Source organism: Qipengyuania sp. L-5Y, from assembly GCF_056859455.1.
In genome coordinates this window covers 111,134-123,778 of sequence record NZ_JBSXOM010000021.1, presented here as the reverse complement: position 1 = coordinate 123,778, position 12,645 = coordinate 111,134, and the positions used below count along the sequence as shown (strand labels likewise).

Here is a 12,645-nt window from a genome sequence, read left to right as displayed (position 1 = left end):
CCTACATTGGCGTCGAATAGTTGGTCTTTTAGTGCTAAAGAGAGGAAACGACGATGGCGAATACTTGCTCAAAAACGAAGCCAAATAAGATGGCGAGATAAAAGCAGCGCCGTCGGACGGGCTGCAGGTGGTTGGTTTTGCTGATCATTTGCCGACTGCACCCAAGGTGCCCTGCTGGCCCTGCCCTCTGAAATCCTTTTGTTTTCAATGCAGAGTGCGACGGCGCCTCGCAGAATCGAGCAGCAATGCAACAAATGAGCTTCTGAGAAGAGGTCCGTACTCGTTCTTGGGGACACGTTCGGATGCACCTTGCGCACAGTTGCCTGAAGAGCGGCGCGCTAGCGTAGGAGGGGCGGTCCCGGCGTAGAAACGTCATGTGGCGCGGCAACCCGCGATCAAGCGATACTCGGTGTCGATGGCGGGCGGTCTGCTCCTCTCCATGATCCCCCAGGTCGGTCCGTCATCACCCGACAGATGAGATCTATGTCGGCTGTGCGCCCCTCATCCAGTCGTTCGCCCTCTGTCGTCAGTTTCTTGAAAGCGGGCATCGAGCGGATCATCGCCGAGCGTCAGCGACGTTGGCGCTGGACACAGTCTGGATTTGGACGGGAGAAGCAGAAAGCCGCACTCCGTTCAGGCAAGCAAGGGTGGCCCCTGCAAACCACTACCACGTTGAACGAGGAAACTAAATCGGTGGTTAGGGTCGCCAAAGCGGCCAACCGTTTTGCAGCTATCACGTGGTAGCAGCAAGCCGTGGTCAAGCGGTCATTCTCTCGACCACCCCCGTCAAGATTGCGTTGGTTGTGCCTTCGGACGACCAGCCTTCGGCAAATGAAATGTCATGGGAATTCGGCAACTGATCCTTTCTGAGAGTACGCAACCGAATTCTCGCTGGAATCGCCGCTGCCTCGCCGACGAAAAGCGCCTCCTGCCGAGGCAGAGACGAAAGTATTCTAGTCATGCCCGCCAAACTGTCCGGCAGGATTCGAGAAACGTGCTCTAGGTCGCTGCTGTTGGCCAGGCGTAGCACTATCCACGAATTACATTGCGAGATCACTGTGTCCTCGATGTCAGATGGTCGCTGCGAGACGAGCATCAGACCTAGACCGTATTTGCGCCCCTCGCGAGCCAATCGGCGGATGGCAGTCTGCGCCACTTCGTACTGAGCTTCGCCACGATTTGGCACATAGCGGTGGGCTTCCTCGCAGACGAAGAGCACCGGATCGCGTTCACGCTCCTCGCGGGTCTGATGAAGTTTATACTGGAATAGAAGTCGCGCGATCGCGCCGGTGAGAGGACCTGCCACTTCATTTGGCAAGCCTGAGATGTCCACGATCTTGAGACACGACTCTGCTTGTCCATCGACATTGAGAAATTGACCCAACACCTCGGTCAGTGATGGTGCCGCTTCGCTATGTTCTTCCATGAGGAAACGAACACGCGGGTCAGTCGTGAGAACGCGAAACTTATTCAGGATAGACGCATAGTCCTTTTGGAAGTCAGAAGCCGTAACATCGCCCCAGCCTCCACCTTGCGGTCGTTTTGCCTGCCGACCAACAATGTGAGCATGAAATTCAGCAAGCTTGAAGGGACGAGGCTTGTCACGGTCGAAGGAGACAATTTTGTCCTCCCCGACTCCCGGCATCGGCATCGGCTGCTCCGGGTGCTGACCGGCGGGCAAGTCGGCAGGGATATCCCCGAGTGCCGTCCGAGCGATGCCAGCACCCACCATTCTGGCGTGCGCTAAGGCCTTATAGACTGTGTTGGCCTGGGACGTGGCCTCGAACTCAGTCTTGCCGATAACCAAGGATCGGAGCTCATCGCTCGACATCAGCCAATACGGCAGTTTCAGCGTTTCGGCTCCCTCGGCATTCTGACCCAGCGCGTCATAAGCGCGATAAACCTTCGCCTTACCATGGAACGCGGAAGCGTATTCCCCATGAGGATCGACTAAGATGATACAGGGCCTGGTGCCCTTATCGGGATGACATTCGTGTTCAAGAACCGAATGCAGAACTGCAGCTACAGCGCTCGATTTGCCCGCGCCCGTTGAACCGAGGACTGCGCAGTGGTGGCCGAAGAGGCGGTCCATGTTGGCTCTGCAAGGTACGCGGGTCGCACCGACATAATTGCCGATCGGGACATGGCGGTCCGCCCCATCTTCGGCGGATTTTTCAGCGCTAATGAAAAGCTGCTCAGTCTCGTCCTTCGTTATCAGATGGACCGCTTGCAGGGGCAAGGGGTAGGTCGAAACACCCCGCTTAAAATTTAACTTCTTGTCTGCGGAGTTAAACCAAGCCTCTCCTAGAAGATCCGCTTCGATAACTCGACGGTCCTGATCGGCGGCTTTGCCTTGCAGCGCGAGTGAGGCGGTCTCCTCGTCTGACTGGAGTCTGAGCAGCTTGACCGTGGCGAAAATAATTCTCCGCCCGAGGTGCATTTTGATGATACTACCAATCTGTCCAACGTCGTAGACGCGTCCGCTGTGGCTCCGTGTAAGTTCGGTAATATCGCGTTTGAGGGTAACCTTTATCGCGTTCCCCGCGACTTCAAAAACCGTGCCGATTTCAAGATCGGCGTCTAGCGAGAACGCCATCATGCCATCGCCTCTTGAATATCATTGGGCAGACCTTCGCTGAACAGCTTGGATGCGCCCCCGAACGTCCACCAGTCGCGCTTTCCAGTCGCGCCTGGGAAAACGGGTCCCTCGCTTCCCTGATAGAGCCCCTTCGGGCTAGCAATAAACAGCTGATTTGCCCAAGAAGCTGTCATCCAGCGTTGGAGGGTCGGCGGCAATGTGTCGTTTGGTTCATCCGCAAAAGCAACAATCGTCAATTGATTCCTGCCCGATTCCATGGCCATTTCGATCTCAGCGTTGATGTGGTCATCCCCAAAAGAATATCCGCAGATCAGGAGCACATGATCACTGCCTTGGGATAATCTATTTCTAAACCGCTGAAAAAGTTCGGCGAATGGATCGCGCTGAGTGTTGATGTATTTCGTGGCCTGTGGATAGATCATCACCGCACCACCATGCGCTGGGTAAGTGTCGCCGTGCCTGATACGGAGCAAAGTCGCATTTCCTGCTTTTGGCCGATACCAGTCTATCGATCCGTGGAGCTTTGAGACGACGGCTCTTACCCCGGGACGATGATCATAGTGATTCATGTTCCAGAACCCCACACCGCCTCCGGTGAAGCCGTCCGCGAACTCAACGCCCGAGAGCGCCAAGGCATCTTCCAGGAGCGTATCGTAGTTGGTGGTGAAAAACTCTACCGGCGTGCGAACGAACTCTAGACCGGCCCTCCCGGGGCCATAGATCGCACTCACGAACTGACTGTGCCCAGTTATTTCCACAATTGACTGTGAGGGTTCGCCGACGCGTTCCGCTTGACCGACCGACCCATCCTCATTTTTCCAGCCCGCTTGGTAACCCCAGCGGACGATGGAAGCGATTAATTCGATCAAGGCGCTATGAACATCGACCAGCTTCTCCTTGGCGACGCGCGCGCCGCCAATTTCAACACATCCTGTTCGCGAACGCTCTGCGATCGATATCAGATCTCCAAGATGGGTAAGGTGATGCTCAATGTGCGAGGCATCGCCACAATCCCCTGTAATAAAGTCCAGCACGGATCGCGCTTCCGCATCGTCAGAGAACACAATTGAGTGGGCTAGAAGAAGCACGCGCTTTGTGAGGGCAAGCATTAGAGGAATGTTTGCCGGGTAACTGACGCCAGCCCCAAGCAGCCAAGACTGCTTGGGACTATTGAGATGCTTCTCAAATTGCTCTGCAATGTCTGCTGCTTCCAAAATTTCGCCGTCCCCGATTTTCACTAAATCTAGCCGCCCCGCATGGCCATATTCACTCCTATCACGCCAATAACGCTACTCGCAATTTTTCTCTTATTGAGGCAAATACGGCAACTCACCAAAGGGATTGCCGATTTCCTGCATGGATGATCGGCAGATAACGATGAACTGTCATGTGGTCGCGAAGGACGGCTGTGTAGGCGTAGGCAGTCTGGTCCATCGTTACGAATGGCAGCTTTGCCTATTCCCTCAGGAACCGGGTAGGCAGGACTCGGCGCCATTCATGCCGTTCGCCGCGCCCATCGCATAGGACCGCTTCGGGAGCGGAATGGACAGTGGGATTCCGGACGCAATAGGGGCAAAGCAGACGTAACTGGGGAGAAGCAAAGAAATCCTGCACCATGGATATTGATGGTTTATACCATCATATATGCCAATCTGACCCATCCGGTCTAGGTATGTATAATCACATATGGATGTATCTGCCGCCAGAATCACTGGCAGAAGGCTTTGCCGTCGGTTGTGCCGGTCCTAGAAGGTAGTGAATCTGGAGTTGAGTCACGATGCCGACGGACGAGAAAATCTGGGAAGACCTCGCCAAAAACGTTCTGCGTGCCGCGATGATGCAGCGGGGCGTGTCCTACGCTGTTCTTGCCGAACGGCTCGAAACCATCGGCGTGCACGACAACGAGGTGAACTTGCGCAACAAGGTGGCTCGCGGGCGGTTCACGACTGTCTTCCTGATGCAGTGCCTAAAGGCTCTGGATGCCGAATGGATACATATACCCGGATCGATCGAGGATGCCGCTGGCATGGGCGGCGCACAGTTACTGGCGAAGAAGGAGACTCCTGGTGCCTAGCCAGTTGAACCCGAAGTTCGAAGATTACACCGAGCAGGACACGGTCGATAAGCTGATCCTGCCCTGGCTCGCATCGCAGCACCACTTCCCGGACGCCTCCAGCCTGGACTACCAAGCCCAGCACACCCTACCGAATGGCGACGGGGGACATGGGCGATACGACGGGCTCTATCTCTCCGGCGGTTATCCCTACGTCGTGATGGAGGGGAAGCGCTACAGGCATGATCTGACGGACGACGACGTGGCCCAAGCGCGGAGCTATGCTACTTCCGATTTCTTTGACCGCCCCGTCCCGTTTCTCGTCGTTTCGAACGGACGGGAGCATCGCTTCCTCCAGATCTCGACGACCATAAATCCGATCGATGGAAGGCCGATATACAACGACATTCCGGTCGTGGAATGGAAGCAGATCATCGCCGAAGTCCCCGGCGAAGTCCGCCAAATGCTTACCGAGGCCGATCTTCTAAGGCTGCTTAAGTCGTTCAAGACTGCTATTGCCAGTGATATTGCCGCCTTGTTCCGCGATCCGGCGACGTCAAAGTTCGATCTCAAGCAGCATTCGTTCGGCGACCATCTCGAGCGGATCATTCAAGCTCGCCGGACCTTTCTGGGCGAGACCGCCAAGGGAAGTACAGAAGCAGCAAGAACTCAGGAAGCGATACGGCAGGCGATCGAGGGTGTAGCACTGCACTTCACGATCAAGGTGCTTTTCATCAAGCTGATCGAGGACCTGGCGCGTGGGAGCGACAGCCAGAGGGTAATACACACGCTTTTCCCTCATCGCGAATACGACCAGATCGGCGGCCTCTTCGGATATAAGGTTCTGAACGGTTTGAACGCTGAGGATACAGCGATCGCTCTCAAGGTCTTCGCCCGCTCGAAGGCCTTCTACCGAAAGCTCGGCATGGACATTGCCAACGTGTCGTGGGCGGACATTTTCCGCTACGGCTTCTCAGTCAACATGAGCCGATATGGTCAGCTATTCCAGGCGCGTGACTATGACAGGTTCATGCCCTCCGATGCGACCCTCGAAATCATCCATGAAAAACTGATTTCGATCGATATCCGAACTGCGATTATCTATGGCTCGGCTTCCAAGCGCAGCAACGTGATCGGCGATCTCTACGAGAAGCTGATCGGTGATGAAATCCGTTCTGAGTTGGGGGCGGTCTACACCCCTGACGTGACAATGCGTTTCATGGTCCAGTTGGGAAGGCTCGCGCTGGGAAAGTTCCGCGGCCACAAGATCGTCGAACCTGCATGCGGATCCGGGCACTTCTTCCGGGAAATCTACCGTCGATACGTCGACGAGGTGATGGAAGAGCGCAAGGCCGCTTCATTCGTTGAGGATCCCCAACTCGCGCATGCCGAGGCGCTTACCCACGTCTACGGTCGTGACATCGACCCGTTCGCCGTCCAGCTCACGTTGCTGTCGACCTTCCTTGAGCACTTGAAAGACAACGTAGCACCGGGAGGCGAAGGGTCTGGCCGACAGGTATGGCGGGCCGACCTTTCGGTCGATACGCAGAATTCGCTTGATCCGATCACCGTCGATCCGAACGTGGGCTTCGACATCCATAAAACGTCCGATCTGGCATCCGCCAAGAATCTGAAGGAAAGCGCTCAACGTGCGATCGATCCCGATCTGATCATCGGCAACCCGCCCTATGGTGTGAAAGTACTCAAAGGGCCGGGCTACGATGCGATCTACGATTTGCAGAGCAAGGACAGCTACGGTTATTTCATTGCGAACGCACTGGCGAGGCTGCCCGAGGGGAAAAGGGTCATCTTCATAGTCAGTTCGTCTTTCCTGACCATTGGGAGTCACAGGAAGCTGAGAGAGACCATCCTCTCCCGATCCAAGATCATCAGGGTGATAAAACTGCACCGGGCCACCTTCCCTGGGATCGACACCTTTCCGGTGATCCTCGAATTGGAGCGGTGTGACGATCCGAAGGCCCGGGAGCAGAACTACTACCAGTTCTACGATTTCTGGCGCTTCCACCCCAAGACCAATGGATCGGAACTCGCTCGCGCATATGAAGCGATCCTGGCCGACCCCGATGCCCATAAAGCATGGCCTTTCGAAGACGAAATCGCCAAGCGGTACAAGGTACGGCAGGGCGTCATCCCGTCTTATCGCAACAAACCGATTTTCGAGGGCAGGCCCTCACTCTACGACTTCATGGCCGACATGACGATGGTGCCCATCGATCTAAGCCTTCCTCACGGGAAGGGACAGACGCTCTCCGTCAGGGCGCAGACCATAAGGACGAGAGCGGTCGTTCGCTTGGGCAAGATCGCTAGCGTGAAGATCGGGCTTCAGTCAGGGGCGAACACTCGGTTCTATCGCGTAGCGCCAGGTGCAACCGGTGGTGCGGCAGCTGGCGGCTATCAGGATGTCGATCTAGGCCGCGTTGTCGATGGGAAGGCGCTTGCAGGCCTCACCGATATAGAGAAAGCGCAGGGAATCCAGGTAAACGACCCAACTGCTGATCGTTACTGGGTTCCCCTCGACAAGTCAGGCGCGGCAGACATCGAAAACGGACTGCTGGCCGAATACTGGAGGCCGGTGGAGTTCTACGTGGACTGGTCCGAGAACGCGGTAAGCGAGATGAAAACGCTGAAAGGTGCGCGGTTCCAGAACTCGGAATCGTATTTCAGCACCGGCATCAGCTTCTCCAACACCGGGATCTACTCGCCGACCTATCGTCTCAGCCACGGCGGAGTATTCGACCAGAAGGGTTCGGTTATCCTGTGTGATGTCCTAGACCGCCGGGTGCTCCTCGGTATCCTCTCCTCATCGCTGCTGCGCTATTTCGCCAAGAGCTTCATCAATCACGGCGTGGACAGCCAGATCGACGATCTGCCGATCGTGATGCCTGATCCTTCCGAGGCGAAGAAGATTTCTGACCTCGTCGACGAGATCGTTGCCCAGCAACAGAAAAATCCCGCATACGACTTTCGCGCGAAGGCTGCCGAAATCGATGCCGTGGTCTACCAACTTTATGACATTGATGCCGACGAGCGTGCGGAAATCGAATGCTGGCGCCGTCGACACTATCCCAAGTTGCATCCGTGACTGCGAGCTATGCTGCTCGCGGCATTTCGTTCCAGAGTCGGTCGTCAAGAGTGCGGCCACCCGACTTCGGACGGATGCCACCCCACTGCTTGAAGAAGAAGGCGACGCCCTGGCGAACACACTCGTCGCGAACTTCCCGGACCCAATCGGCCTCCATCGGGCGGCAGCCAGGGCCGCTTTCCCCCCCGACGATGACCCAGTGAATCCCCTCGAGATCGAGAGGACCAGTGGGGCCGATCAGAGGTTCCACAGACAGGAAGCGGACGGCGGCCGGTGCCTGGCGGAGATGATCAATCCGGGACCGTGCTCCCGCGTGCTCGACTGAGACACCGAGCCAAATGTGATCCGGCGCCGCGCGGTCGGCATAACGCCGCCTCAGATATCTCCTCATCAGTGAGCTTCGCTTGGTGAGGATCTGATATCGGTGGTGGTCGGCCTGCTCCATAACATCGAAGACCTGATCGACGTATTCGGTTGGCACCTGTTTGTGGAACAGGTCGCTCATTGAATTCACGAAGATCGTCCTCGGGCGCTTCCAGCGGATCGGCTGGTCCAATTTGTGCGGCTTCAGCGTGATGTCGAATCCGTTCTCGAAAGGATGCCCGGGCACACCACGGAAGCGCTCGGCGAAACGCGCGGCGTAGCAGTTCTCGCAGCCGTCCGTGATCTTCGTGCACCCGGTGACCGGGTTCCACGTTGAGTCTGTCCATTCGATTGCACTGTTGTCAGCCATAATCACCTCGGAACATAATAGAAACAATGTCACGACGCGAATCACGAGGCAACCGAATGATGCCTCGTCGGAGAGAAAAGGCGGAAAAGTCAACGCTTGGGGGCTGGACAAAATCAGTCCTAGCGTCACATGATCTACGTTCCCGTCCCGTTCCGAGTGAGCCACAAGAATGTCCAAAAAGTACAATCCGGCGCAACTCGGCCTGGCCCTACCGGGATCGAGCCAGCTTGCTCGTCCACAACGTGTGATCGGGGCCAAGTACAAAACAGGGTACCACTGGGGACCCGGTAAGCCTCTGCCGGCGCTCGGACAACACAGCATCGCCAAGCACGACATATATGACAATTACGTCGACCGATACATCAGCACTCTTACGAAGAACCACGTGCAGTCTCAGTTGAAAGTTACGATTGTCGATGGCTTCTGCGGCGGTGGTCTTTACGATCTCGATGGCGCCACCATCTCCGGTTCACCCCTGCGACTTATCGAAGCGATCGAGGCCGCTAGGATGACGCTGACCGCCAGAAGGAAGGACTTCAATCTCGATGTCGACTTCGTCTTCATCGACGAGAAGGCCGCTCATGTCGCCTTCCTGCGCGACGAACTCATCAAGCGGGGCTACGGGAATCTCATCGGCAACAATATCAGACTAGTCGCTTCGACCTTCGAGGAAGCCATTCCGGACGTGATCACGGCGATAAGGAAGAAAGGGCGCGCCCATCGCTCGCTCTTCTTCCTCGACCAGTACGGCTGGAGTGACGTGAAGCTCGCCACCGTCAGGCGCATCATGGCAGAGCTGATCAATCCCGAGGTGGTCCTGACCTTCATGGTCGATTCTCTCATCAACCTCTTGCACGAGAAGACGTCGACCCTCAGCGCGCTGGCGGCAATCGACTATGCACGCGAGGATGTCCGGGCATTGCTCGAGATGAAGGATGAGAATGGGGCGAAGGGTTGGAAGCGGGCCATTCAGAACACGGTCTACAAGCATATCCTCGACTGTACCGGGGCAGCGTTCTACACTCCGTTCTTCGTCCATCCGCCGGAATCCCACCGGGACTACTGGCTCATCCATCTGTCCAAGCACCATCAGGCTCGCGAGGAGATGGGCAACGTGTTCTGGGAGACGAGCAACACGATGGAGCACTTCGGCAGTGCGGGCCTCAATGCCCTCGGCTTCGACCCCAACGTCGATGTTAGGCAAGGCATGATGGACTACATGTTTGACGACGACGCCGAAGCTCGCTCGAAATCGCAGCTCCTCGAGCAGATCCCACTGCTTTTGCAGGAGAGCTGGAAGAACGGAGGAATCGTCACGAAGCGATCGCTATTCGAATCGCGAGCTAACGATACGCCGGTGGTCGGAAAGCTCGTCGACAGTGGCCTAGCCAAGCTTCGGGACGAGGGCGAGGTTGTCATCCTCGGTAAAAAGCGTGACAAGAACGGAGAGTTGAAGACTGTAGTTCGGGAACGCGCCGATCAATTCCAGTGGGATGACGAGATCCAATTCCCGCGTGAGCCGCGATTGTTTTCTTTTTTCACCGACGCGGCATAGTCGCCAGCACTTTTGCATCTAAAAATCGGCAGTCTTTAGAGTGTCATAAAAAGAAATGTTACTTTTCCACGCAGACCAAAGTGTGGGTTGGGCTGCCCTTGCGGGCGACCCGCTCTATCCGCTGCGCGGACCGGGCCTGTAGTCCCGGCCCATTCGGGTGACGATCAGGAGCAGTTGTAAGTTGAGCGGGAGTTTCCGGAGGACGCGCTCTGTCCCGCGCATTCTGCGCTCCTGAGGGCGCGGCGTTTTTGAGCTAACCCGCAGGCACTCTTGCCTCTCTCATTGCCGGACACCCGCTGGCGCACTGATCGCGCGCACAGGACGTCCGGCGGCTTCGCGCCGTCGCAAGGGTACCATTGTTTGTACCGATCGCTGACGCGATCCTTGCGTGGGAACGCCAAGGGCTTCGCCCTCTCGTTCCCGAAACCGCAAACAGACGCCCCCGGGTGGCGGGCTTTGCCCGCTGGCCCGCACCAGGGCATCGGTTTGCGGTTTTCCCTCCCCCTCCCATCCTCGCCGGAAGGCAGGCGGCATGGCAGAGCCATGCTCGCCAGAGATAAAAGTAGTGCCGGAGATGGCGATGCTACTCATCGCCGCAGAAATAGCGCTATGGTTTTTTATCAGGAGCATCCCGATCCTGAATTGGCAAGAAACGCGCCTTGTTTATGTGCAGGGTGCGGCATAACTGCAATGGACTTCAATTAAATTGCAATCGCGGGATTGCTACAAAAGAGAGGGCCTAATGGAAGATACTGCGCTGGATAAAGAAACCCTGATCACATTGACTGCCGATATTGTGTCAGCACATGTCAGCAACAATAGCGTGGGTGTAGACGACGTCTCTGGCCTCATCTCGAACGTGCATGCCGCGCTTTCCCGTCTTGGCGGAGGCTTGTCGTCTGAAGCTCGCCCGGAGCCTGCGGTATCGGTGCGGGCTTCGTTGAAGAAAGATCATCTTGTTTGTCTGGACTGCGGCCAGAAAATGAAGATGCTGAAACGCCATTTATCTACCGAGCATAATCTTACGCCAGACGAGTATCGCCAGCGTTGGGATCTGTCCTCCGATTACCCTATGGTCGCTCCCGAATATGCTGAAACCCGCCGCGATCTTGCTGTGAAGATCGGCCTAGGTCGCAAGCCGGGCCAGAAGCGCGGGCGGAAGAAGAAGGCCTGAGCGCCTACTCCGTTAGTGACCTGAGCTTGGCATCCCACGCTTCTAGTGCGGTGCGCTTCTCTGCGTCGTACTTGTAGCGATTGTAGATACCGGCAACCCCTGCCCGCGTGCCACTGATGTGATTCAGCACGCTTTCCGTGACTTCCACCGGAACTCCGAGTGACTGGAGATTGGTGGCACCTGTCCGGCGAATATCGTGCAGGCGCCAGTTCGGAATATCGACCTGGTCGGAGTCGCCGCCATTCTCGATCTGCTTCGATTTCATATAGGCAAGCATGACCTCAGTGAGGGACTTCTTCGCCTTGAAAAAGCCGGAAATAGGTGTTCCGCCTGTGGTGGTGAAGATCAGTCCTCTGCTCTTGGGGGTAAGGTTCTGAAGTTCCTGCACCGCGAGGTCTGAAAGAGGAATGATGTGTTCCTCGTCGTTCTTCGCGCGAGCGGCTGGAAGCGTCCATTTGCGATCATCCAGATCGACCTCCGACCAGTCCATTTCGGCAACTTCCTGGCGTCGCTGCATCGTGAGGATCAGCATGCGGACGTAGGGACCCCACGGCCAGCCAGCCTGCTCGCTCGCTTTCCACAAGGCGACGATTTCGTCATCACTCAGCACCCTGCGACGCGCTGGAACTGGTTTTGGCGCCTTCATTCCCGCCAGCGGAGAAACCTCGATATCCTGCCGGTCGGTTGCCCAGTTAAAGAGCTTGCGCAAAACGGAATGGATGTCCTTGCGACGAGCCGGTCGATCAGAATAATCATCCAATACCTTGACGATATCGGCACGCGATATCTCTTCGACGGACCGGTCTCCCCAACGGGGAATAACCACGTTCCTCAATGTGTAATCCGCTTTTTTCCGAGTTCCCCGCCAATTCTCCTTGAGGTAGAGTTCGGTGAACTTCTCACAGTAGGCACGAAAGTTGAGCGTTGCCTTCCTCCGCTTGGCTTCACGCTCGACTTGGACGGGATCGATTCCCTGGTAAACCTTGATGAGAAGCCGTTCAGCTTCCTTGCGTGCAGTGACCGGCGTCCAGGGACTTCCCACCGGTCCTATTGTCGTGCGACGAGCTGGGCCGCCATCGACGCGATACTGAAAAACGAAGGACTGTGCTCCTTTCGGAGTGGTCCGGAGTCCGAAGCCCTTCAAACGGGTGTCCCACACGTAAATGTCGCGCTTCGGATCGGGACTGATAGAACGTATGGTGCGGACCGTGATCGACTGATTTGGCATGGTGAGACGCTCTCTCCACGTAATCGCCACGTAATCAGATGTCAGAAAGTCGTGGCGTAGGCTAAAATAATCCACGGCGGAAAAACTCCAACCGTTTCAAGCCTTTGAGCGTAGTCTAGCGCAACATTTCTAAGGAACGAAAAGAGTACAAAGCTCCGCTCTTAATCAGCGGGTCCTAGGTTCGAGCCCTAGTGCGTCCA

8 protein-coding genes are annotated in these 12,645 nt (G+C 56.4%); 4 read left to right on the top strand and 4 right to left on the bottom strand.

Translation table 11 applies throughout. The annotated features are described in order from the left end of the window. Positions 1-757 precede the first annotated feature (757 nt). Positions 758-2,599 (bottom strand): ATP-binding protein, encoded by a 1,842-nt coding sequence (locus AC13F2_RS03730; RefSeq protein WP_239805895.1) that lies wholly within the window; start codon positions 2,597-2,599, stop codon positions 758-760. Then, entirely contained in the window at positions 2,596-3,837 is a 1,242-nt protein-coding gene (locus AC13F2_RS03725; RefSeq protein WP_475209795.1) for an SIR2 family protein, read from the bottom strand. The genes AC13F2_RS03730 and AC13F2_RS03725 overlap by 4 nt, the downstream gene beginning before the upstream one ends. A gap of 539 nt (positions 3,838-4,376) precedes the next feature. Between AC13F2_RS03725 and AC13F2_RS03720 the strand changes: the two genes are divergently transcribed. Both AC13F2_RS03720 and AC13F2_RS03715 read left to right on the top strand, forming a co-directional pair. Continuing rightward, positions 4,377-4,673, top strand: a complete 297-nt coding sequence (locus AC13F2_RS03720; protein WP_482965226.1) for a DUF6471 domain-containing protein — start codon at positions 4,377-4,379, stop codon at positions 4,671-4,673. Then, positions 4,666-7,755: an Eco57I restriction-modification methylase domain-containing protein gene (locus AC13F2_RS03715; protein ID WP_239807448.1), complete on the top strand. Its 3,090-nt coding sequence runs from the start codon at positions 4,666-4,668 to the stop codon at positions 7,753-7,755. Before AC13F2_RS03720 ends, AC13F2_RS03715 begins: the two co-directional genes overlap by 8 nt. Positions 7,756-7,762: 7 nt before the next feature. Here AC13F2_RS03715 and AC13F2_RS03710 read toward each other — a convergent pair whose 3' ends face one another. Then, entirely contained in the window at positions 7,763-8,617 is an 855-nt protein-coding gene (locus tag AC13F2_RS03710) for a DUF5131 family protein (protein WP_475209797.1), read from the bottom strand. A 40-nt stretch (positions 8,618-8,657) separates the two neighbouring features. Here AC13F2_RS03710 and AC13F2_RS03705 point away from each other — a divergent pair, with 40 nt between their 5' ends. Beyond that, positions 8,658-10,043 carry a three-Cys-motif partner protein TcmP gene (locus AC13F2_RS03705; RefSeq protein ID WP_482965225.1) on the top strand — a complete coding sequence of 462 codons (1,386 nt, stop codon included), beginning with the start codon at positions 8,658-8,660 and terminating at the stop codon, positions 10,041-10,043. A 742-nt stretch (positions 10,044-10,785) separates the two neighbouring features. Continuing rightward, entirely contained in the window at positions 10,786-11,217 is a 432-nt protein-coding gene (locus AC13F2_RS03700; protein ID WP_239807444.1) for a Ros/MucR family transcriptional regulator, read from the top strand. Positions 11,218-11,221: 4 nt separating this feature from the next. On the opposite strand, the gene AC13F2_RS03695 is transcribed toward AC13F2_RS03700, so the two are convergent. Next, on the bottom strand, positions 11,222-12,520 hold the full coding sequence (locus AC13F2_RS03695; RefSeq protein WP_482965224.1) for a tyrosine-type recombinase/integrase: 1,299 nt from the start codon (positions 12,518-12,520) through the stop codon (positions 11,222-11,224). Between the last annotated feature and the right edge of the window lie 125 nt (positions 12,521-12,645).

Excerpts from the sequence above, each read along its gene's own strand:
- AC13F2_RS03720 (WP_482965226.1), top strand. The coding sequence starts at position 4,377 with ATGCCGACGGACGAGAAAATCTGGGAAGACCTCGCCAAAAACGTTCTG.
- AC13F2_RS03730 (WP_239805895.1), bottom strand. The coding sequence starts at position 2,599 with ATGATGGCGTTCTCGCTAGACGCCGATCTTGAAATCGGCACGGTTTTT.
- AC13F2_RS03705 (WP_482965225.1), top strand. The coding sequence starts at position 8,658 with ATGTCCAAAAAGTACAATCCGGCGCAACTCGGCCTGGCCCTACCGGGA.
- AC13F2_RS03700 (WP_239807444.1), top strand. The coding sequence starts at position 10,786 with ATGGAAGATACTGCGCTGGATAAAGAAACCCTGATCACATTGACTGCC.